This is a genomic window from Streptomyces malachitofuscus, assembly GCF_055571035.1.
This window is the reverse complement of record NZ_JBVIGA010000009.1, coordinates 1-21,473: the sequence shown is the minus strand read 5'-3', so window position 1 is coordinate 21,473 and position 21,473 is coordinate 1. Positions and strand designations below refer to the sequence as shown.

General features: G+C 71.8%; 20 protein-coding genes and 1 pseudogene. 10 read left to right on the top strand and 11 right to left on the bottom strand.

What is annotated here, in order from left to right; translation table 11 throughout:
- Positions 1-158: 158 nt before the first annotated feature.
- On the top strand, positions 159-1,391 hold the full coding sequence (locus tag ACZ44S_RS14830) for a geranylgeranyl reductase family protein (protein WP_190163497.1): 1,233 nt from the start codon (positions 159-161) through the stop codon (positions 1,389-1,391).
- A 102-nt stretch (positions 1,392-1,493) separates the two neighbouring features.
- Here ACZ44S_RS14830 and ACZ44S_RS14825 read toward each other — a convergent pair whose 3' ends face one another.
- Positions 1,494-1,943: a nitroreductase family deazaflavin-dependent oxidoreductase gene (locus ACZ44S_RS14825; RefSeq protein WP_466928589.1), complete on the bottom strand. Its 450-nt coding sequence runs from the start codon at positions 1,941-1,943 to the stop codon at positions 1,494-1,496.
- Between the two features lie 360 nt (positions 1,944-2,303).
- Here ACZ44S_RS14825 and ACZ44S_RS14820 point away from each other — a divergent pair, with 360 nt between their 5' ends.
- From ACZ44S_RS14820 to ACZ44S_RS14810, 3 genes are all read left to right on the top strand, one after another.
- A complete protein-coding gene (locus ACZ44S_RS14820; protein WP_466928586.1) occupies positions 2,304-3,014 on the top strand; it encodes a TetR/AcrR family transcriptional regulator in 711 nt (236 codons plus the stop codon).
- 95 nt (positions 3,015-3,109) lie between these two features.
- A complete protein-coding gene (locus ACZ44S_RS14815; protein ID WP_466928584.1) occupies positions 3,110-4,414 on the top strand; it encodes a sensor histidine kinase in 1,305 nt (434 codons plus the stop codon).
- Positions 4,411-5,076: a response regulator gene (locus tag ACZ44S_RS14810; protein WP_466928582.1), complete on the top strand. Its 666-nt coding sequence runs from the start codon at positions 4,411-4,413 to the stop codon at positions 5,074-5,076. The genes ACZ44S_RS14815 and ACZ44S_RS14810 overlap by 4 nt, the downstream gene beginning before the upstream one ends.
- On the opposite strand, the gene ACZ44S_RS14805 is transcribed toward ACZ44S_RS14810, so the two are convergent.
- Both ACZ44S_RS14805 and ACZ44S_RS14800 read right to left on the bottom strand, forming a co-directional pair.
- Complete coding sequence (locus ACZ44S_RS14805) at positions 5,037-5,321, bottom strand: DUF6332 family protein (protein ID WP_466928580.1); 285 nt, start codon at positions 5,319-5,321, stop codon at positions 5,037-5,039. The genes ACZ44S_RS14810 and ACZ44S_RS14805 overlap by 40 nt on opposite strands.
- An 89-nt stretch (positions 5,322-5,410) precedes the next feature.
- Positions 5,411-6,895 carry an MFS transporter gene (locus tag ACZ44S_RS14800; RefSeq protein WP_466928578.1) on the bottom strand — a complete coding sequence of 495 codons (1,485 nt, stop codon included), beginning with the start codon at positions 6,893-6,895 and terminating at the stop codon, positions 5,411-5,413.
- An 86-nt stretch (positions 6,896-6,981) separates the two neighbouring features.
- Between ACZ44S_RS14800 and ACZ44S_RS14795 the strand changes: the two genes are divergently transcribed.
- On the top strand, positions 6,982-7,374 hold the full coding sequence (locus ACZ44S_RS14795) for a MarR family transcriptional regulator (protein ID WP_466928576.1): 393 nt from the start codon (positions 6,982-6,984) through the stop codon (positions 7,372-7,374).
- 20 nt (positions 7,375-7,394) lie between these two features.
- Here ACZ44S_RS14795 and ACZ44S_RS14790 read toward each other — a convergent pair whose 3' ends face one another.
- From ACZ44S_RS14790 to ACZ44S_RS14780, 3 genes and pseudogenes are all read right to left on the bottom strand, one after another.
- On the bottom strand, positions 7,395-8,129 hold the full coding sequence (locus ACZ44S_RS14790; protein WP_466928573.1) for a maleylpyruvate isomerase family mycothiol-dependent enzyme: 735 nt from the start codon (positions 8,127-8,129) through the stop codon (positions 7,395-7,397).
- A gap of 33 nt (positions 8,130-8,162) precedes the next feature.
- Positions 8,163-9,041 (bottom strand): SDR family oxidoreductase, encoded by an 879-nt coding sequence (locus tag ACZ44S_RS14785; RefSeq protein WP_466928571.1) that lies wholly within the window; start codon positions 9,039-9,041, stop codon positions 8,163-8,165.
- A gap of 129 nt (positions 9,042-9,170) precedes the next feature.
- Positions 9,171-10,334: pseudogene (locus ACZ44S_RS14780) on the bottom strand (MFS transporter).
- A gap of 264 nt (positions 10,335-10,598) precedes the next feature.
- Between ACZ44S_RS14780 and ACZ44S_RS14775 the strand changes: the two are divergent.
- Complete coding sequence (locus ACZ44S_RS14775; protein WP_466928568.1) at positions 10,599-11,078, top strand: hypothetical protein; 480 nt, start codon at positions 10,599-10,601, stop codon at positions 11,076-11,078.
- A gap of 220 nt (positions 11,079-11,298) precedes the next feature.
- A complete protein-coding gene (locus ACZ44S_RS14770; RefSeq protein WP_466928566.1) occupies positions 11,299-11,940 on the top strand; it encodes a class F sortase in 642 nt (213 codons plus the stop codon).
- A gap of 56 nt (positions 11,941-11,996) precedes the next feature.
- On the opposite strand, the gene ACZ44S_RS14765 is transcribed toward ACZ44S_RS14770, so the two are convergent.
- From ACZ44S_RS14765 to ACZ44S_RS14745, 5 genes are all read right to left on the bottom strand, one after another.
- On the bottom strand, positions 11,997-13,637 hold the full coding sequence (locus ACZ44S_RS14765; protein ID WP_466928564.1) for a cellulase family glycosylhydrolase: 1,641 nt from the start codon (positions 13,635-13,637) through the stop codon (positions 11,997-11,999).
- 169 nt (positions 13,638-13,806) lie between these two features.
- A complete protein-coding gene (locus ACZ44S_RS14760) occupies positions 13,807-14,907 on the bottom strand; it encodes a GDSL-type esterase/lipase family protein (RefSeq protein ID WP_466928562.1) in 1,101 nt (366 codons plus the stop codon).
- Between the two features lie 173 nt (positions 14,908-15,080).
- Positions 15,081-16,574 (bottom strand): tripartite tricarboxylate transporter permease, encoded by a 1,494-nt coding sequence (locus tag ACZ44S_RS14755; RefSeq protein ID WP_466928561.1) that lies wholly within the window; start codon positions 16,572-16,574, stop codon positions 15,081-15,083.
- Between the two features lies 1 nt (position 16,575).
- Positions 16,576-17,130: a tripartite tricarboxylate transporter TctB family protein gene (locus ACZ44S_RS14750; protein WP_466928558.1), complete on the bottom strand. Its 555-nt coding sequence runs from the start codon at positions 17,128-17,130 to the stop codon at positions 16,576-16,578.
- Positions 17,127-18,110, bottom strand: a complete 984-nt coding sequence (locus ACZ44S_RS14745) for a Bug family tripartite tricarboxylate transporter substrate binding protein (RefSeq protein WP_466929171.1) — start codon at positions 18,108-18,110, stop codon at positions 17,127-17,129. The genes ACZ44S_RS14750 and ACZ44S_RS14745 overlap by 4 nt, the downstream gene beginning before the upstream one ends.
- Positions 18,111-18,413: 303 nt before the next feature.
- Between ACZ44S_RS14745 and ACZ44S_RS14740 the strand changes: the two genes are divergently transcribed.
- From ACZ44S_RS14740 to ACZ44S_RS14730, 3 genes are all read left to right on the top strand, one after another.
- The gene (locus ACZ44S_RS14740; protein ID WP_466928556.1) at positions 18,414-19,184 is read left to right on the top strand and encodes a response regulator; all 771 of its coding nucleotides are present in this window, start codon (positions 18,414-18,416) and stop codon (positions 19,182-19,184) included.
- Positions 19,185-19,256: 72 nt separating this feature from the next.
- On the top strand, positions 19,257-20,381 hold the full coding sequence (locus ACZ44S_RS14735) for a Gfo/Idh/MocA family protein (protein ID WP_466928554.1): 1,125 nt from the start codon (positions 19,257-19,259) through the stop codon (positions 20,379-20,381).
- A complete protein-coding gene (locus ACZ44S_RS14730) occupies positions 20,378-21,310 on the top strand; it encodes a DUF6807 domain-containing protein (protein WP_466928551.1) in 933 nt (310 codons plus the stop codon). The genes ACZ44S_RS14735 and ACZ44S_RS14730 overlap by 4 nt, the downstream gene beginning before the upstream one ends.
- Positions 21,311-21,473: the final 163 nt, after the last annotated feature.

Here is a 21,473-nt window from a genome sequence, read left to right as displayed (position 1 = left end):
GCGTACGTCTTCGTACGAGAAGATCGTGCGGTGTGCGTGAGGACCCGTGTACGGGGCACTTACGCCGCCGATCCTCCCACAGTGGCCCCAGTCGATCGCCGCCGTAGGATGCGGGGGGACAGAGCGGCAGGCGGCTGGATCGGGAGCAGTAGACCATCGTGAGCAGCGAGAACTCTTCGGCGGACGACGTGCGGCAGGTGTGGGATGTCGTCGTGGTGGGCGCGGGACCCGCGGGGGCTTCGGCCGCCTACGCGGCGGCGGTCGCGGGGCGGCGCGTGCTGCTGCTGGAGAAGGCGGAGCTGCCACGCTACAAAACGTGCGGCGGCGGCATCATCGGCCCCTCGCGCGACTCGCTCCCGCCCGGCTTCGAACTTCCGCTGAAGGACCGGGTGCACGCGGTGACGTTCTCCAGCAACGGCCGCTTCAGCCGCACCCGCCGTTCCCGCCAGATGCTGTTCGGGCTGATCAACCGGCCCGAGTTCGACCAGCAACTCGTGGAGCACGCGCAGAAGGCGGGGGCCGAACTGCGCACCGGCGTCGCCGTGCAGCGCGTGGAGCAGCACGGATCGGCCGTACCGGACCGGCGCACGGTCGCCGTCGTACTGCAGGGCGGCGAGACGGTGCTCGCGCGGGCCGTGGTCGGCGCGGACGGCAGCGCGGGCCGCATAGGAGCCCATGTCGGGGTCAAGGTGGACCAGGTCGACCTGGGCCTCGAGGCGGAGATCCCGGTGCCCGAGACCGTCGCCGAGGACTGGAAGGGGCGGGTGCTCATCGACTGGGGCCCCATGCCGGGCAGTTACGGCTGGGTCTTCCCCAAGGGTGACACGCTCACCGTCGGTGTGATCTCGCGTCGTGGTGAAGGCGCCGCCACCAAACGGTACTTGGAGGACTTCATCGGACGGCTCGGCCTCGCAGGCTTCGAACCGAGCATCTCCTCCGGGCACTTGACCCGCTGCCGTGCCGACGACTCGCCGCTGTCGCGCGGCCGGGTGCTGGTGTGCGGGGACGCGGCCGGGCTGCTCGAGCCGTGGACCCGCGAGGGCATCTCCTTCGCACTGCGCTCGGGCCGGCTGGCGGGGGAGTGGGCGGTGCGGATCGCCGAGGCCCACGACGCCGTGGACACGCGCCGCCAGGCGCTGAACTACGCCTTCGCCGTCAAGGCGGGGCTGGGCGTGGAGATGAGCGTGGGCAAGCGGATGCTGGCCGCGTTCGAACGGCGCCCGGGAGTGTTCCACGCGGTCCTCACCGGATTCCGCCCGGCCTGGAAGGCGTTCAAGGACATCACGCAGGGCTCGACGACGCTCGGCGAACTGGTCCGCACCCACCCGATGGCCCACCGCGCCCTGCTGGCGCTCGACCGGCGTCCGGCGGGGGAAGAGGCCGGCTCCTGACCGTGGGGTGAGGCTGCTCCTGAGCGTGAGGGTGAGGCTGCTCCCGAGCGTGAGGCTGCTCCCGACCGTGGAGGTGGGGCTGATCCCGACCGTGGGAAGGGATCAGCTCTCGGCCGTGATCCGGAACACCGGATGGTCGGGGGCGATGCGGCGCAGTTCGTCGTCGGAGGAGTCGGGGCCGACGCCCTTGAAGAAGACCCCGACCTCCGCCTTCCACCGCTTGAGGTAGGCGCGCAGCAGCGGCGGCTTGTCGTCGTCGGCCACCTCCGTGGCGGTGAACACCTCGACGCTCTTGCCGAGGTGCAGCTCGCCGCCGCCGGCCGCGCGCATGTTGTGCGTCCACTGGACGTGGCCGCGCGGCGCCACGAGGTACCGCTCGCCGTCGACGGTGAGCAGGTTGACCGGGGTGGTCCGCCACTGGCCGCTCTTGCGGCCGCGGACGGCGAGGACGCGGGAGCCCCAGACGCTGAGCCCACGGCGGGTCAGCCATGCGACGAGCCGGTTGAAGACGTTGACGGTGAACCAGCCGGGCTTCTGAACGTGCGTGGACATCGGGGCTCCCGTGGGGCGGGTGGGTGGATGGGTGGAGTTGGGCGGGCGGGGCGGTGTGCAGGGCGGTATGCGGGGCGGTGAGCAGCGCTCCCTTGGGTGAGCGGTGCTCACTTTTCGGAGGCGTGTTCTTCTTCGGGAGCGGCGCTCCGTGGCGAGCGGCGCTCTTCTTTGAGATTGCTGCTCACATTTGAGAGCAGCGTTCTCGCTTACCGCTGCCGCCCAGTCTGCCTGAGATCGGTGCTCCAAAGCAAGAGCAGTGCTCTCCAGCGAGATCAGCGCTCCCCATTGTGCTCGCCGCTCGCATACGCGTTCGCCGCTCGCGTTTGTGTGCAGTGCTCTGCTTCGTGGAACACTGCTCCCATGAGCAGCACACACGGTGCCCGCGCCCGGGCCAGGATCGAAGTCACCGCGGCCATCAAGGAAGAGGCCCGCAGACAGCTGGCGAAGGAAGGCGCCACCAAGCTCTCCCTGCGAGCCGTCGCACGCGAACTCGGCATGGCCTCCTCCGCCCTCTACCGTTACTTCCCCAGCCGTGACGACCTGCTCACCGCCCTCATCATCGACGCCTACGAGTCCCTCGGCGAGGCAGCCGAAGCGGCACGCGACGCGGCCGCCGACGTCGGGCCCGTCCAGCGCTGGACCGCCGTGTGCGAGGGCGTGCGCGCCTGGGCGCTCGCGCATCCGCACGAGTACGCGCTGATCTACGGCACGCCGGTGCCCGGCTACACCGCGCCCGACACGACCGTTCCGGCCGCCGCCCGCGCCGTTCTCGTCGTCGTCGGCATCCTCAGGGACGCGCAAGCGGGTCTCGGCCTCGCCAAGCCGCCGCTGCCGCCGGAGCTGAAGCCGGAAGCCGTGCGGATGGCCGCCGAACTGGCCCCTGATCTGCCGCCCGAGGTGGTGGCGACGACCGTCGCGGCCTGGGCCCAGCTGTTCGGGATGATCGGCTTCGAGTTGTTCGGGCAGTTCAACCGGGTCGTGGAGGACCGCGACACGTTCTTCCGTCATGTGGTCGGGCAGCTCGCGCACACGGTGGGCCTGGTGTATCCGCAGCAGGGACCCGCAACCTGAAAGAACCCGCGCCGGCCGGCCGCGCGCGTACTTCGCCGGGAGTACGTGTGATCACCACGCCGGGGTGACGCCGTCCGGGGTGCCCGGCGTCTAGCGTGGCGGACATGGACGAGCAGCGTGGACCCGGAGACGGCCCGCCGGGGTGGTGGCGCCACGGGCGACCGCCCCGGTGGTGGCGGCACCGCCCGCCAGGCTGGAGCCGCTGGGTCGACGAGCCCGAAGAGCACGACGGGGCCCTTCAGGGCGACGGCGAAGGCAGCCGGCGCCCCCGGTGGCCATGGCGTTCCACCGTGCTGGTCACGGCGTTCGTGCTGGCCGGTTCCACCTTCGCGGCCCACGCACAGGAGGGCGAGCGGGTCGCCCTGGACCCGTTCGGGCGGGCCCTGCTCTTCGTGGCGGGCGCGCTCCTTCTCTGGCGGAAACGGCACGCCGTGCCGGTCGTGTTCGGCACCGTCGCCGCCGTCCTGGTCTACCTGGGGGCCGGATACCCGTACGGGCCGGTGTTCGTCACCGTCGTCGTGGCCTGCTTCAGCGCCATCGTCTCGGGGCACCGGCATGCCGCCTGGGCGGCGATGGCGACCTTCTGGACGGGGCACCTGCTGATCGCCCACGTCCTGTTCCGTTGGCTGCCGCCCTCCGGTGACCGGGCCGCCTCCTGGAACCAGGAGATCGTGATCGCCACCTGGCTGGTGGCGCTCGTGGCGGTGTCGGAACTGGCCCGCACCCGCCGTGAACAATGGGCACGGGAGCGGGCCGAGCGGGCCCAGGCGGCGCGGCGCCGCGCGGACGAGGAACGGCTGAGGATCGCCCGGGAACTGCACGACGTGCTCGCGCACAGCATCTCCGTGATCAACGTGCAGGCGGGCGTGGGCCTCGCGCTGCTGGACAGCGACCCGGAGCAGGCGCGCACCGCGCTCGGCACCATCAAGGCCAAGAGCAAGGAGGCGCTCGGGGAGGTGCGTCAGGTGCTCGACACGCTGCGGGCGCCCGGTGCCGCGCCCCGCGCCCCCGCCCCCGGTCTGGACCGGCTGGCCGAGCTGGTCGAACAGGCAGGGAGCGCGGGACTGACCGTGACCGTCGAGGGGGAGGCGCCGCGGCTGCCCCCCGGCGCGGACCTGGCCGCCTTCCGGATCGTCCAGGAGGCCCTCACCAACGTCGTACGGCACTCGGGCTCGCGCGAGGCGCGCGTGTGCATCGAGCGGGACGGGGGACGGCTGCGGCTGCGCATCGACGACGACGGGCCCGCCACCGGCGCCGACGCGGGAGGCAGCGGGAACGGACTCGCCGGGATGCGGGAGCGGGCCGCCGCGCTGGATGGCACCATCGAGGCGGGTCCGCGACCCGACGGCGGATTCCGGGTGCTCGCCGTACTGCCGCTCGAGACCAAGGAGGACCGGTGATCCGCGTACTGCTCGCCGACGACCAGTCACTGGTCCGGGCGGGGTTCCGTGCGCTGCTGGACGCGCAGCCGGACATCGAGGTGGCGGGGGAGGCGTCGGACGGCGAGGAGGCCGTGCGGCTGATCCGTGAACTGCGGCCCGACGTCGTGCTGATGGACATCCGGATGCCCGCGCTCGACGGTCTGGCCGCCACCCGTCGGGTGACGGAGGACGCGGAGCTGGCGGAGGTGAAGGTGGTCATGCTCACCACCTTCGAGCTGGACGAGTACGTCTTCGAGGCCATCCGCTCGGGGGCCTCGGGCTTCCTGGTCAAGGACACCGAGCCGGAGGAACTGCTGCGCGCGGTGCGGGCGGTGGTGGGCGGTGACGCGTTGTTGTCGCCCGGGGTGACGCGTCGGCTGATCGCGGAGTTCGCGGCCCGTTCCAAGGAACCGGCCGCCGCCGACGCCCTGGCCGAGCTCACCGAGCGGGAGCGGGAGGTCATGGCGCTGGTGGGCATCGGCCTGTCCAACGAGGAGATCGCCCGGCGTCTGGTCGTCAGTCCCCTCACGGCGAAGACCCACGTCAGCCGCACCATGGTGAAACTCGGCGCCCGCGACCGGGCCCAACTGGTCGTTATGGCTTATGAGTCGGGGCTGGTCCGGCCGGGCTGGCTGGGCTGAGCCCCTCGCCGGAAGCGCACCAGCACGGTGATCGTGCGGACGGCGAACAGGGCCGTGGCGAGTACCGGGCCGGCGTACGACAGCGACGCCTCGACGGCCTCCGGCAGGTCGAAGAGCAGCGCGGGACCCGTCACGGCGCCCAGGACGACCGCCGCGGCGAACGCCGCGCTGCACAGCGCGTACCCGATCTCGACGGTGATCGCGTCCCGTTCGGCCTGGGTCCGGCGTCCCCCGTGAACCGTCATGCTCGCCCCCCGATGTCCGTCACTCCCGGAGTCAAACAGGCGTGTGCCCGGCGGGCAAGCGACCCGCCGGGCGCACGGTGGACACGGTCTTACTGGGGGGTGCCCACGCGCTCCGCCTCCGTCTCCCGCACGGTGGACTTGGCCACGACCACGGAGCCACCCCGGCGGCGGATGCCGCGCAGTCCCGAGAGTGCGACGAGCAGGCCCGTGAGGGCGATGAGTGCCACGACCACGAGGCCGGGCCGGTAGCTGTCGAGAACCTGCTGGCGGGTGGCGTTCTCCGAGGAGTTCGCGGTCACCACGGCCGTCACCACCGCCAGGAAGACCGCCCCGCCCACCTGGACCGAGGTGTTGAGCAGACCGGAGACCATGCCCTGTTCGTGCTCGTCGACGCCGTTGGTGGCCTGGACGTTGAGCGAGGGGAAGGTCAGGGCGAAGCCGGAGCCGACGAGCAGCATGGTCGGCAAAATGACCGCCGCGTAGACCGGGTCGAGGTCGATGCGCAGGAACAGCACGTATCCGGCGACCATCAGGGCGAAGCCCGCCACGATCAGGCGTGCGGTGCCGAACCGGTCGATGACGGCGCCGACCTTGGTCGCCGACAGCGCCACCAGCGCGCCCGCCGGCAGGAAGGCCAGCGCGGTGTGCAGTGCCGACCAGCCGAGCAGCTGCTGCATGTACAGGGTGACCAGGAACTGGAAGCCGATGTAACTGCCCACGAAGGTGAACGCGCCTATCTGTGCGCGCACTTGCGGTCCGGAACGCAGGACGCCCAGCCGGATCAGCGGGCTCGGGCTGCGGCGTTCGACGGTCACGAAGAGGGCGAGCAGGACGGCGACGGCCACGAAGGACAGGGTCGTACGGGCCGTGGCCCAGCCCACCTCGGGCGCCTGCACCACGGTGAACACCAGCAGCAGCATCGAGGCCGTACCGAGCACCGCGCCGGGGATGTCGTAACCGCCGGGGCCGCGTTCGCGGGCACTGCGCGGCAGCAGCTTCCAACCGGCCACCAGGGCGATCAGCGCGATGGGCGCGGGCAGCAGCATGGTGAGTCGCCAACTGGCCTCGGTGAGCAGGCCGGAGAAGACCAGGCCCATCGAATAGCCGGTGGCGCCGCAGGTGGTGTAGATCGACAGGGCCCGGTTGCGCAGCGGCCCCTCGGGGAACGTGGTGGTGATGATGGACAGGCCGGCGGGGGCGGTGAAGGCGGCGCTCAGTCCCTTCACGAACCGGCTGGCGATCAGCAGCGGCCCCGAGTCCACCATCCCGCCGAGCAGCGAGGCGACCGCGAAGACGCCCAGGGCCACCAGGAAGACCTGACGGCGGCCCAGCAGGTCGGCCGCCCGCCCGCCGAGGAGCAGCAGTCCGCCGTAGCCCAGGATGTAGCCGCTGACGATCCACTGCAGCGACGAGGTGGACAGGCCGAGGTCGGCACCGATCGACGGCAGGGCGACACCGACCATGGACACGTCCAGCGCGTCCAGGAACATCGCGGCGCAGAGCACCAGCAGGGTGCCCCACAGCCGGGGGGTCCAGCGCCCGTCGGGCGCGGAGGTGATGAGCGGAGAGGTCATGCACGAGAGATTTGCATGCGCATGCATCGAATGCAAGCACATTTAATTCGGGTGCAATGAAACGGGCGCTCTGCTACGGTGCGCCCATGGCGGCGGAACAGGCCGAACAGGCGCTCGTGGAACGGTGGCGGGACGTGCTCGCACTGCATGCGCGCACGCAGTGCGAAATCGATCGCGCGTTGCAGGAACACTGCCTGTGCGCCAGCGACTTCGAGGTCCTGGACATCCTCGCGCGAAGCGCCGGCTCGGGCGGTGGCTCCTACCGGGTCCAGGAGATCTCCGAGCGCGTGCATCTGAGTCAGAGCGCGCTCTCCCGGCTGATCGCCCGGCTGGAGAAGGACGGCCTGCTGGAGCGCGGGATGTGCCCGGAGGACCGCCGGGGAGTGCGGGTGTCGCTCACCCCGAAGGGGCGCGCGCTGCACGGCGAGGCGCTGCCGGTACAGCGCGCGGTGCTGGCCCGGATGCTCTCGGAGGGCTGAACGGCCGGTCCGGGCGGGCGTCAGACGACGGTGGACGTCTCCCGCCAGAGCGCGGCGAGTCCCGGGTCCCCCGACTGCGCGGGAACCGGCAGGCGATTCCACAGCGCGAGATACAACTCCGCGGCCGGCCCGGTCAGTTCGCACTCCGCTTCCTCGGCCGAGTCCCGTGTGGTCACGGGCGGCTGCGCGGACAGCCGTACGGTCCACACCGCGTCCGCGTCGGTGGTGCGCACCCTCAGGATGCGGGGCTTCTCGCTGCGCACCCGGCTCTTGCGCCGCGCGTGGAAGCCGCGCAGCAGTTCGTCGATGCCGTCCACCGCGAAGTCCGTGCCGATGGGGGCCGGAGTGCCGCCGCGGGCGGACTCGGCGTCGAAGCGGTGGACCGCCGTCTCGTGCGCCTGGCGGCGGGCCCAGAAGGCGAGCGCGGAGGCCGGTCCGGGCAGGAAGGTGAAGCACTCCACGTCGGGCGTCGCCCCGGCCAGGGTGTCGACCAGCCGGCGGTGCGCGGCGCGGTACCAGGCCACCAGCTCGGCGCCGTCCAGGTCGGGGTGGTCATCCATCGGCCGGGGCTCGAGGTGCCCGTCGGCCACGAAGGCCGCGGCCCAACGGTGCACCACGCCGGTGTGCCGGAGCAGGTCCCGTATCTCCCATCCCGGGCAGGCCGGAACGGAGGCGGCCGTGCCCGCCTCCTCCGACGCGGCGGCCAGCAGCCGGCCCTCCTCCTCGAGGATGTCCACGAACCAGGCAGTGTCCATGGGGAGAAGTCTGCCGTACGGCGCGCCCGTGACCTACGGCAGCGGGGTGCCGCCCGTCGCGTTGACGATCTCGGCCGTGATGTACGACGCCTCCTGGGAGGCGAGGAAGACATACGCGGGAGCCATCTCGGCCGGCTGGGCCGGCCGGCCGATGGGCGCCTGCTTGCCGAACTCCTGGGTGTCCGGCAGCGTCGCCGGGATCAACGGCGTCCACACCGGGCCCGGCGCCACGGCGTTGACCCGGATGCCGCGGTCGATCACCATCTGCGCCAGCCCCTGGGTGAACGTGACGATGGCGCCCTTCGTGGTCGCATAGTCCAGCAGATGCGGACTCGGCTTGTACGCCTGCACGGACGCCGAGTTGATGATGCTGCCACCCTCCCGCATGTGCGGCAGCGCCATCTTGCACAGCCAGAACATGCCGTACAGATTGGTCCGCAGCACGCGGTCGAACTGCTCGGTGGAGATCGCCTCGATTCCGTCGGGCTGCGACATCTGGTACGCCGCGTTGTTCACCAGGATGTCGATCCGGCCGAACTCCGACACCGCGCGGTCGATCAGCGCCCGGCAGTTCTCCTCGTCCCGCACGTCGCACGCGACGGGCACGGCCCGCCGGCCCGCCTCCTCCACCCATCGCACGGTCTCGGCGGCGTCGTCCTTCTCGCTGTCCAGGTACGTGAAGACCACGTCCGCGCCCTCGCGGGCGAACGCCAGGGCGACCGCCCGGCCGATCCCTGAGTCCCCGCCCGTGATCACGGCCGTGCGGTCCGTCAGCCGGCCGCTGCCCCGGTACGAGTCCTCACCGTGGTCCGGCGGCGGGTCCATCGGGCCGGTCCAGCCGGGATGAGGCTGGTCCTGGGCGGGAAAATCGGGCGTCGGATACTGCTCGGCGGGGTGCTGCTGCTCGGTCACGGTCTCTCCCGTCTCCGTGGGGCGGTCGCGCGGTCGGCGCCCGCCAACGGAGGACCGGCGGACGCCGACCCCCGGGTACCCCGGCACCGGCGGCCTGATCCGCGCCGGTGCCCGGACGGCCGTACGGATTCAGTCCGTGCGCACGCGGCGGGTGGCGAAGCCGATGGCGGTGGCCACCGCGGCCAGCACCGCCACGCTGGTCAGGGCCGCCGGAAGGCTGAACCAGTCGGCCATGAAGCCGATCGCCGGCGGACCGAGAAGCATGCCGCCGTAACCCAGGGTGGAGGCGGTGGCCACCCCGCTGGGGCCCGCGAGGGCACCCGCCCGTTCGATCGCGACGGGGAAGAGGTTCGCCAGCCCGAGACCCGTGACCGCGTAGCCGAGCAGGGCCGCCCACAGGGACGGGGCGAGCGCGCCGAGGAGCATTCCGGCCGCGGCCGTGGAACCGCCCGCGAGGATGGTGCGGGTGCGGCCCAGCCGTTCGAGGAGGGTCGTACCGGTGAGCCGCCCGATCGTCATGGCCAGCGCGAAGAGGGAGTATCCGACGGCCGCCGCGCCCGGTGAGGCGTCGAGGTCCTCCTCGAGATGGAGCGCCCCCCAGTCGGCCAGCGCCCCTTCGCCGTAGGCGGTGCACAGCGCGATCAGCCCGAAGACGATCACCAGCGCCCGGGTGCGCCGGTCCGTCCTGCGCGGGGCCGACGGCTCGGAGCGTCCGGCGTCCGCCGGGGTGAGCGGCTCGCACCGCAGCAGTGCCCGCCCCGCGACCGCCGTCACCAGCAGGCCGACGACGGCGAGCCCCCACAAGTGCCGGGTCGGCGACAGCGAGCCGGCGACCAGCGCTCCCAGCCCCGCCCCGATCATGCCGCCCAGACTGAACGCGGCGTGGAAACTGGGCATGATCGGCCGCCTCAGCGCGGCCACCAGATCGACGGCGGCGCTGTTGAAGGCGACGTTGATCCCGCCCTAGGCCGCGCCGAACAGCAGCAGCACGGTGCCGAGCGCGACGGCGGAATGGGTCAGCGGCGGCAGGCCGACGCTGAGGCAGAGCACCACCGCGCAGACGACGGTGACCAGGTGGCTGCCGTACCGGCGGCACAGCCGGCCGGTGAGCGTCATGGTGACGACGGCCCCGGCGGAGACGCCGAGCAGGGCGAGGCCCAGCGCGCTCGCGGAGGCGCCGGTCTGTTCCTTGATGGCCGGGATGCGCACGACCCAGCCGGCGAAGACGAAGCCGTCGAGGGCGAAGAAGGCGGTCAGGGCGAGACGGAGGCGGACGAGGTCGGTACCCGGCACCACGCTGTGCGAACGGGTTTTGTTTATTAGCGGCACAAAGTCAGGTTAAGTGGCGACCGGGCCAGGAGCAAGAAGCCGTGGAGGCCGGAGCGCGGACGGCGGTGGGCGCGGCCGGATGACGCCGTACGGGTGGGGGCGGTACCCCGTGTGAACGTCCCGGATGGTGGGACCGCGCGGCATGACCAACCGTGGATCATGCCGGAGAACGGGACATCCGTGCTGACGCGGAGTCAGCTGCCCGGTCTCCCGCGGAAGGACTGATCGATGCGCTCTGCCCGCATGGTGCTCGCGGCCGCAACGGCCACGGCGGCACTCGCCATCGCCGCGCCCGCAGCCTACGCCGACCACACCGGTGACGAAGGCCACGACAAGTCTTCCTACAGCAAGGAGTACGACAAGGAGAGCAAGCACGACAAGGAAAGCGAGCACGACAAGCCGCGCGGCGGAATGCACACGGGCGGCGGCGCGCTGGCCGCCGTCGGCGAGGAGGACTGGGGCACCGCCAAGGACCCGAAGTACGACCCCGAGACGTACAAGGACAAGGGCGAATCCAAGAGCGAGGACTCCTGGAGCGGCAAGCACGACAAGGAGGGGAACCACGAGAAGCCGCGCGGCGGCATGCACACCGGCGGCGGCGGACTCGCCCAGCCCGGTGTCACCGCAGGCGGCCTGGCCGCCCTCGCTGTCCTCGGCACCGGCGCCTACGCGCTGCGCCGCAAGAAGATCACCGGCGACGTGGCCTGAGCCATGCCCGGCGACATAGCGGCCGGGGCCGTCGTACGCGCCGCGCGCGTCATGACGGCCCCGCTCGCCCGTTCGCGTGTCGTCTCGGCCCTGCCGGGCCCTTCGCGTGTCGTACCCGCTGCCGTGCCCGAATGAGGTGGTTCCCCCGATGCCGGCCACTCCCCCCACGCCCCTGGAAACCGATCCGCCGTCACCGTTGCGGCGGAGAGTGCGCGCCGTCATGACGGCGGTCTTCTGGAGCGGGGCCGGCCTGATGCTGGCCGTGACGCTGATGGGCGGCGGCGAGGATCCTCCCGACGACGCCCACGGACGGCAGGCGCCCCCCGCGGTCTCCGCGGCTCCGTCCGCCTCCTCCTCGACCGACCCGGCCGCGGGCGAGCCCGCGCCCCGTGCGTCGGCGCACAAGCATCTGCCGAGGTCCGAGCCGACCCGGCTGCTCATCCCCGGCATCGACGTCGACGCGCCGTTCACCGACCTCGCCATCGGAAGCAAGGGCCAGCTCGAGCCCCCACCACCCCACAACACCAACCTGGTCGGCTGGTACGCCAAGGGCGTCTCCCCGGGCGAACGCGGTACGGCGATCATCGCCGGGCACGTGGACACGGCGACGTCCCCGGCCGTGTTCGCCCGACTCGGCGAACTGGAGGAGGGGGACCGCTTCCGGGTCCTGCGCGCCGACGGGAGCAAGGCCACGTTCGTGGTGGACGAGACGGAGTCCTTCGACAAGGACGACTTCCCCGACGAGCGCGTGTACGCCGACACGCCCGACGCCCAGGTCCGGCTCATCACCTGCGCCGGCGACTACGACCGTGCCGCCAAGGACTACACCGAGAACCTGGTGGTCTTCGCCCATCTCGTCTGATCGGGCCGGGGAAGGGCTGCCCGGAAGGGGGAGGGATCCTTCCGGGCAGCGGTCCGTCAGGCCACGGAGCAGTCGGCGCCGTTCAGGCTGAACGCCGTGGGGCCGGGGTTCGCGGCGGACCGCGTGCCCGTGAAGCCGAGCGTGACCGAGCCGGAGGCCGGGATCGACGCGGTGTACCCGGCGGAGGTGACGGTGACCTCGGCACCGCTCTGGGCCGCGGTGCCGCCCCACATGTTGGTGATCCGCTGGTCGGCGGGGAAGGCCCAGCGCAGCGTCCACCCGTTGACCGCCGCGCTGCCGGTGTTGCGGACGGTGACCTCGCCCTGGAAGCCGCCGGGCCACTCGCCCGTCACCCGGTAGCCCACCTGGCAGGATCCCGCCGTACCCCCGGACGACGTGGTGACGGTCACCGTGGCCGAGCGCGGCGAGCGGTTGCCGGCGGCGTCCCGGGCGTAGACGGCGAACGTGTACGAGGTGTCCGCGGTGAGGCCGGTGACGGTGGCGGAGGTGCCGGCCGTCGTCGTGACGGCGCTCTCCTCGTCACCACTGACCCGCACCACGTCGTAGCCCGTGACACCGACCGCGTCCGTGGCGGCGCCCCAGTTCAGGGTGACGGACGACGCGGTCACCGCCGAGGCGCGCGGGGTGCCGGGGGCGGTCGGGGCCTTGGTGTCGTCGCCCGGGCCCGATCCGTAGACCGCGGCCTCCTCGGAGGTGGCGGCGATGCCGTCGGCGCCGTTGAACAGCCGCTCGCCCCAGCCGGTCAGCCGGTCGGGGTCGAAGTCCGTCACCATGTCCAGGTACTCGACCCCACCGCCGTTGCCGCTCCAGGACCAGCCGAGGTATCCGAGGCCGAGTTGCCGGGTGACCGCCAGGATGGTGTCCTCGTCGGGGTTGCCGTCGGAGTGGTCGTGACCGAACTCACCGACCACGATGGGAAGTCGGGCGGCGACGAAGCGGCCCAGGTAGTCACTGATCTCGGCGGCGGTGTCGAAGACGCCGTACATGTGGATGGAGAAGACCGTGTTGGCGTCGGGGTCGGCGGCGAAGACCGAGGCGGCGTTGTCGCGCATGGTGAACGCCCAGTCCTGGCCCCAGTTCGGGGCGTCGACCATCAGGGTGTGGTCGAAGCCGGCGTCCCGCAGCTTCCGGATCGCCGCCTTGGTGTCGTCCGTCCAGGCCGTGTAGTTCGCGTTGCCGTACGGCTCGTTGCCGATGTTGACGATGACGTAGTCCTCCTGGCCGGCCAGTGCGCTCTGCACGCTGATCCAGTAGTCGGCGGCGCGGGAGAGGGTGACCGCTCCGCTCTGTTCGCCGTAGCCGGTGGTGTCGTGCACCTCCAGCACGCAGATCAGCCGGTTCTGCTTGCACCGCGCGACGACGTCGGCCACGTCGGAGGCGTCGTTGCGGGTCCAGCGGTCACCGCTGGAGAGCACCACTCGTACGGTGTTGGCGCCCTTGGCCTTGATGTGCGCCAGCGAGTCGGTCCGGTCGGCGTACCAGGTGTGCGCGTGGTTGACCCCGCGCATGACGAAGTCGTTGCCGGAGGCCTCGAGGAGCCGGCCGTTCTCGACGCGGAAACCGGTGGGCGCCGCATGGGCCGGGGTGGTGAGGGCGACGAGCGGGAGGAGGAGTCCCAGAAGGAGGCCGAGGAGGCCGGCGGTACGGGGGACGGTGCGGCGTTGGGGGGATCTCATGGCGGCTCCAGTGGGTGGGAGGAGGAAGGGGTCGGTCCGTGTGCGCCGTGCGTCGGGTGGGGGGAGAGGGTTGCTGCGCGTGCACCGTGCGTCGGGTGGGGGGAGTGGGTTGCTGCGTGCGATCCGTGCGTCGGGGGTGGGGAGAGGGGGTCGGGCCGTTCGCCGTGTGTCAGCTGGCGGCCGTGACCGCGCAGTCGACGGTCGCGGCCGGGGCGGCGGACGTCGCCGGAGTCGTGGCGATGAGGCCGAAGGCCGCGCTCGCGCCGGGGGCGAGCGTGCCGTTCCAGCCCGCGTCGGTGACGGTGGCGGTGCCGTCGGGGGCCGTGCGGAGTGTGCCGTTCCAGACCTGGGTGAGACGGGCGCCGTCGGCCGGTACGACCGTCACCGTCCAGCCGCTGAGGGGAGCGGTGGAGGTGTTGGCCACCGTCACCTCGGCCTGGTATCCGCCCTGCCAGGCGGAGACGCTCCGGAAGGAGGCGGTGCAGGCGAGGTCGTCGCCAGGGTCATCCGGGTCGCCCGGACCACCCGGGACGCCGTCCTCCAGGAGTGCGGCCAGGGCCGGGAACCAGCGGGCGGCGATCTTCTCGTCGCCGGCGGCGTTCGGATGCACACCGTCGTACGTGTCGGTGGCCGTGTCGAAGCCCGTCCACTGGTCGACCACGGTCACCGGCGAGCGGCTGGTGCTCGCCGCCGCGGCCCACCCGGGGACACGGGCGTTGAAGTCGACGACGCGCTGGGCGCAGGCGGCGCACGAGGCGGGGTTCATCGGAATGAGCCGGGCGACGAGAACACGCATGTCCGGGTTGGACTCCCGCATCTGGGCGACCAGCCTGTCGTAGGCGGCGAGAATGCGGTCGGGGGAGAGGCCGCTCCATACGTCGTTGGTGCCGAAGTGCATGACAACGATGTCCGGACGGGTCGCGGCAAGCCGGGCGGGGAGCAGGTTCCGGTCCGCGACGGCGGTGACCAGTTCCCCGCCGTGTCCCTCGTTGTCGCCGTCGTACTCCACGCCGCAGCCCTGCCCGGGCAGTGTGCCGACGAAGTCGATGCCGGTGTGACCGGCGTTCCGCAGCCGGTTCCACAGCACCGCCCGCCAGCAGCCGGGCGAACCGGTGATGGAGTCGCCGAGCGGCATGATGCGCACCGGTGCGGCCGCCGCCGGTGCGGCCGCCGCGCTCGGTGCCGCGACCGGCGCGAGCGGCAGGAACAGGGCGACCAGCAGGCCGAGGAGCGGCAGCGTGCGTAAGCGCATGAGGCGGGTGCCGCGCATGATGTCCCCTTTCTCGGATGAGGTGGGAGCGCTCCCATGCCGGACATGAAGCCACTGTTGTCGCTGACCCGTCAAGGGGGTGGACGGATCGCGGTGCGAGCGCCGTGCCTTCCGTACGCCGTGGGGGCGCGGCTTCGACGAGCCGCGCCCCGAGCGTCGAAACCGGCGTTCGATCAGGTCCGCGCGGCCTTCCGGGGCAGGACCTTGCGCACCAGCGGCCAGGCCAGGAGGAGGATCACGACCACGTAAACAATCACCGAGAACGGCGTGTTCACCAGGCCCGTGACACTGCCGTCGCTGATCTGCAGGGCGCGGCGCAGCTGCTGCTCGGCGGCCGGGCCGAGGATCACCCCGATGATGGCGGGCAGCACCGGCAGTCCGTAGCGCCGCATCCCGAAACCGATCAGACCGATGATCAGCAGAATCACCAGATCGATCGCCTCACCGCCGACCGCGTACGCGCCCACCGCGGCGAAGAACAGGATCCCCGCGTACAGATACGGCCGCGGGATGCGCAGCAGCTTCGCCCAGACCGGGGCCAGCGGCAGATTCAGGGCGAGCAGCAGCACCATGCCGACGAACAGCGAGGCGATCAGACCCCACACCAGGTCCGGTTCGCGTTCGAAGAGCAGCGGGCCCGGCTGGATGCCGTACTGCTGGAACGCCGCCAGCATCACCGCCGCGACCGCCGTGGTCGGCAGACCCAGGGTCAGCATCGACACCAGCGTGCCCGCCGCCGAGGCCGAAGCGGCCGACTCCGGACCCGCGACACCCTCGATGGCCCCCTTGCCCCACTCGTCCTTGTGCTTGGACAGCCGCTTCTCCGTGACGTACGACAGGAAGGTCGGGATCTCCGCCCCGCCCGCCGGGATCGCACCGAACGGGAAGCCGATGAACGGGCCGCGCGCCCAGGACTTCCAGGTGCGCTTCACGTCCGCGCGGCCCAGCCACGGCCGGCCCACCGGAATCGGGTCCGGCGGCCGGCGCCGCAGATGCGCGGCGACCCACAAGGCCTCACCGATGGCGAACAGCCCCACCGCGACGATCACCACGTCGACGCCGTCGGCGAGTTGCAGCGAACCGAACGTCAGCCGTTGCTGGCCGGTCATCCGGTCCAGGCCCACCAGACCGATCGTCAGGCCGATCAGCAGCGAGGCGAGGCCGCGGATCCGGGACGAACCCAGCACGGACGTGACGGCGATGAACGCCAGCACCATGATGGCGAAGTAGTCCGGCGCGCCGATGTCCACGGCGAGGTCGGCGACCGTCGGGGCCAGCGCGACCAGCAGCACCGTGCCGACCATGCCGCCCGCGAAGTGCCCGATCGCGGCGGCCGCGAGGGCCTGGGCGCCACGCCCCGACTTGGCCATGGGGTTGCCCTCCATGGCCGCGACCACGGCCGCGCTCTCACCGGGCGTGTTGAGCAGGATCGAGGTCGTCGAACCGCCGAACATCGCACCGTAGTAGATCCCGGCGAACATGATGAACGCGCCGGTCGGCTCGAGCCCGTACGTCACCGGCAGCAGCAGGGCCACCGCCATCGCCGGGCCGATGCCGGGCAGCACGCCGATCGCCGTGCCGAGGAGCACACCGACCGCGGCCCAGAGCAGGTTGAGCGGGGTGAGGGCCGTACCGAAGCCGTCCAGGAGGGAGTTGAGGCCATTCATGTCACAGCACTCCCATCAGCGGACCGCCGGGCAGCGGCACTCCGAGCAGGTTGTTGAACACGACGTAGGTGACCAGGGAGATCACCGCCGCGATCAGCGGGTCGCGGTCGAGTCTGCGGCTGCCGAGCGCGAAGGCCGCCCCCCAGAACAGCAGTGCACCCGCGACGGGGAAACCGAGCGGCTCTATGAGCACGGCGGCGCCCAGGAACACGCCGGTGAGCAGCAGCACCGTGCGCCAGTCGGCGGGTTCGGACAGGTCGATGTCCTCGCCGGTCTCGGCCTGGCCCCGGCCGCCGCGCAGCACGTCGACCGCGAGGAGGGCGGCGACGACGAGCAGGCCGGTGCCGACGACGAGGGGCACGGTCTTCGGGCCGACCGGTCCGCGCTGGGTGATGTCGACGTCCATGGTGAGCGCGTCGGTCAGGACGAGCACGCCCAGCGCCAGCAGCAGGGCGCAGACGCCGAGTTCGGAGTGGTCGCGGAGCCAGGAGCGCCGTTCGGTGGCGGGGGGCGGGGTGCCGTCGGGGGTGCGGTCGGTCGTGGTCGGTGTCGTCACAGTCCCAGCTCCTTCAGCACCGAGACCACGCGCTCGTCCTCGGCGTCCAGGAACGCCCCGAACTCCTCGCCGGTCAGGAACGCGTCGTCCCAGCCGTTGCGTTTCATCGACTCCCGCCATTCCTGCGAGTCGTGCAGCCCTTCCAGCAGGCGTACGAGCTTGTCGCGCTCGGCGTCGCTGAGGCCGGGCGGGGCGACTACCCCGCGCCAGTTGGTGAAGTTGACGTCGTAGCCCGCCTCCTGCAGCGTGGGCGCGTCCAGGCCGGCGACCCGCTTCGGGCCGGTGACCGCGAGCAGCCGCAGCTCACCTGACTTGATCTGGTCGAGGTACTCGCCGACGCCGGACACACCGAAGGCGACCTTGTTGCCGAGGATCGAGGCGAGCAGTTCGCCGCCGCCGTCGAAGGGGATGTAGTTGACCTCCTTCGGCGGGATCCCGGCGGCCCGCGCCATCAGCATCGGCGCGAGGTGGTCGGGTCCGCCGGGGGAGGACCCGCCGCCCACCGGCAGCTTGCCGGGGTTCTCCTTCCAGGCACCGATGAGGTCGTCGATCGTCCTGTACGGGGAGTCCTTACCGACCACCACGACATCCTGCTCCTCGGTCAGCCGGGCGATCGGGGTGGTGTCGGCGAGGGTCTTCGGGGCGTCGTTGGAGCGGACGGCGCCGACCACGCCCAGGCCCATCGACATGGCGAGCTTGCCGTTGCCGTGTTCGCTCACCAGCCGGCTCAGGCCCACCGTGCCGCCGGCGCCGGGCAGGTTGAACACCTCGACGGAGTGGGTGAGCCCGGCGTCCTCGGCGTTCTTCGCGGCCGTACGGGCCGTGATGTCGTAGCCGCCGCCGGGCGTGTTGGGAACCATGAAACGCAGGCCCGGGATCTGTGTGCCGCTCTCGGAGCCGCTGCCGGTCGTGAGCAGCGGCGGGCCCACGAGCACGAGCACGGCGGCCCCGAGCAGGGCGAGGGGTGTGCGCAGGCGCACGAGTGCCACCACCTGTCGGTTGGTCGTCTGGGATCACGCCAGGCCCTGTGGGGGGAGGGTGACGCGGGCCACATGGTGCCCGCGTGCGGGCGGGCTGTCCTGCTTGCGGAACCAATGGAGGTTGTGGTCATTGCGTCAGCGCGGGTGGGTCGGTGGTGCAGGTCTCTTTCCCCTGCCGCAGGTGGGGGTCATGATGGGCGGCTCCGGGGGCTTGTGGCGTGGTGTGTGGTGTGACGTGGTGGTGCGTGGTGTGGTCCGTGGTGCGGTGCGGTGTGTGGTCCCGTGCAGGGAGGAGTGGAAGCGATGAGCAGCACGCAGGGCGGGCCTGAGCCCGCGGCTGTCGACGCCATCGGTGTACTGGTGGTCGACGACGACTTCCGGGTGGCCCGAGTGCATCGCGCGTATGTCGAACGTCTTGACGTGTTCCGGGTTGTGGGCGTTGCCGGCAGTGGTGAGGAGGCCATTGCGGCCGTGGACCGGCTCCGGCCTGACCTCGTGCTGCTCGATCTCTATCTGCCCGACCTCTTCGGGCTCGACGTCATCCCCCGGCTGCGCACCGCCGGGCACGACTGCGACGTGATGGTCATCAGCGCCGCCCGTGAGGCGGACGCCGTGCGCGGCGCCGTACGGCAGGGGGTCGTCGACTATCTGCTCAAACCGTTCGACTTCGAGGACCTGCGGGGGCGGCTCGAGCGGTACGCCGTTCAGCGCGGGCGGATGCTGGACACGGTGGTGCGTGGGCAGGCCGACGTCGACCGGGTGCTGGCGGGGGCCGCCGTGCCCGCGTCGCCGGTGCTGCCCAAGGGGATGAGCGCGGAGACCGCGGAACTGATCGAACGGACCCTGCGGGAGGCGGACGGCAGTCTGTCGGCGACCGAGTGCGCCGGTCTGACGGGGGTTTCGCGGGTCAGTGCCCGGCGGTACCTGGAGTACTTCCACAGCCTGGGCAGCGTGGAGGTGTCGCTGCGGTACGGCTCCACGGGGCGGCCGGAGCGGCGGTACCGGTTCCTGGGGGTGGAGGGGAGCGGGCGGGGCGGTGGACTGCGGTCCGGGGGGCAGGCGCGGGTGCAGTGACGGGGGTTGTCCCGGTCAGGGGGCGGCCTCTAGGGTCGTGCGGTGGAGAAAGCGCTTTCTCGGAGTCGCCTCATGTCCTCGTCCCCTGTTCGTCGTCGTGTCGCCGTGGTGGGCACCGGCGCCATCGCCGTGGGCGGCCATCTGCCCGCGCTGCGCGCCCACGCCGACCGGGCCGAACTGGTTGCCGCCGTGGACGTGGATCAGGGGCGGCTCGATGCCTTTCTGTCCGCGGTGTCCGCGGCCGGAGAGCAGGTCGCCGGGTTCACTTCGACGGGCGCGATGCTGGACGTCGTACGGCCCGACCTGGTGCTGATCGGGACCCCGCCGGCCCTCCACCGCGCGCAGGTGGTGGCGGCGCTCGAGGCAGGTGCCTGGGTGCTGTGCGAGAAGCCGCTGTGCCTGTCGCTCGCCGAGTACGACGACATCGCCGCCGCGGAGGCCGCCTCCGGTGCGTACGCCTCCGTGATCTTCCAGCACCGCTACGGCTCCGGCGCCGTCCACGCCCGCGATCTGATCCGCGGTGGTGCGCTGGGCGCCCCGCTCGTCGCCCACTGCCAGACCACCTGGCACCGCGACGCCGCGTACTACTCCGTGCCCTGGCGCGGGCGGTGGGCCACCGAAGGGGGCGGGCCGACGATGGGGCACGGCATCCATCAGTACGACCTGCTGCTGCATCTGCTCGGCGAGTGGGAGGAGATACGTGCCATGGCGGCACGTCTCGTCCACGACACCGAGAGCGAGGACGTCTCCACCGGGCTGGTCCGGTTCCGCAGCGGAGCGCTCGCGACCGTCGTCAACAGCGTGCTCTCGCCCGACGAGGTGAGCCGGATCCGGGTCGACTGCGCGGACGCGACGGTTGAGCTCACGCATCTTTACGGGCATGTCAATGACGACTGGACGTACACGCCGGCGCGGCATGTCCCCGCTGAGCGGGCTGCCGGCTGGGGCGCGCCGCTTCCGGACGTGCCGAGTTCGCACACGGCCCAACTGGGTGTCTTTCTGGACGCCTACGACGCGGGCGTGCGGCCGCCGGGCAGCGGGGCGGAGGCACGGGCGACCCTCGAGTTCGCCGCCGCCCTGTACAAGGCCGCGTTCACCGGGCGGGCGGTGCGGGCCGGTGAGATCGTGTCCGGGGATCCGTTCTACGCGGCCATGCACGGGGGGCGTCTCGACTGGGCTTCCGAGGTGCGGGTGTGAGTGTGCGGGTGGTGCACCGTGTCGGTGAGGCGGTCGAGGTGGGGGCGGGCGGGGTGGAGATTCTCCGGTATGTGTACCGGCCCGATCCGGAGTGGTTCGAGTCGCGCAAGCCGTACGCTCATCCTGTGCGCACGCTCGGCGGGCGCACGGTGACCGGGTATCGGCCGAACGACCATCGGTGGCACAAGGGGCTGCAGATGACGGCCAGTCATCTGTCCGGGCAGAACTTCTGGGGCGGCAACTCGTATGTGCACGGGCGGGGTTATCTGGCGCTGCCCGAGCGGGTCGGGTCGATGCGGCACGACGGGTTCTCCGCGTTCGAGGTGGGGGACGACCGGTTCGACTGCGTCGAGGACCTCACGTGGGTGGAGAACGGTGGGGAGGCGTGGGCGCGGGAGGAGCGGGGGCTGAGTGTCCACTCGGTCGATGAGGGGGTGGGGGTCTGGGTGCTGGACTGGTCGATCCGGCTGACCAACGTGCGTGGCGCCGTGCTGGAGTTCGGGTCGCCGACCACCGCCGGGCGGTCGATGGCCGGTTACACCGGGTTGCAGTGGCGCGGGCCGCGGGACTTCACGGGGGGTACGGTCTTCGGGCCGGGGGGTGGTGGGTTGGCTGGGGTTGGGGCCGGCGAGTTCATGGGGGCGCAGAGTCCGTGGCTCGCTTTTACGGCGGAGCACGATGAGTACGACGGTCACTCCACGCTGGTGTTCGCGCATGCGCCGGAGAATCTTGGCGGGCGTGCGATTCATCCGTCGCACTGGTTCGTGCGCTCGGAGCCGATTCCGTCGGTCGCGTTCTCGTGGGCGTTCTTCGAGGAGTTCGCGCTGCCGCCGGGGGAGTCGTTCGCGTATCGGTACCGGGTGGTGGTGGCGGACGGGGCGTGGGACCGGGGGAGGGTGGGGGCTTACCTCGACGGGCTGTCCTGGTGAGTGGTCGTATGCCTGCGGCGCCAGTGTCCCTCCGGTGGGGGTGCGCGTAGCGCCTACGGTGGGTGGGGGGTGCGGGGCCGGGGCGGGGGTGTCCGTCCTCGGACTGGCGCGATGGGGCTTGTTGGTGGGGTGCGGGGTGCGGACGCGCCAGCCACTGCGGGCG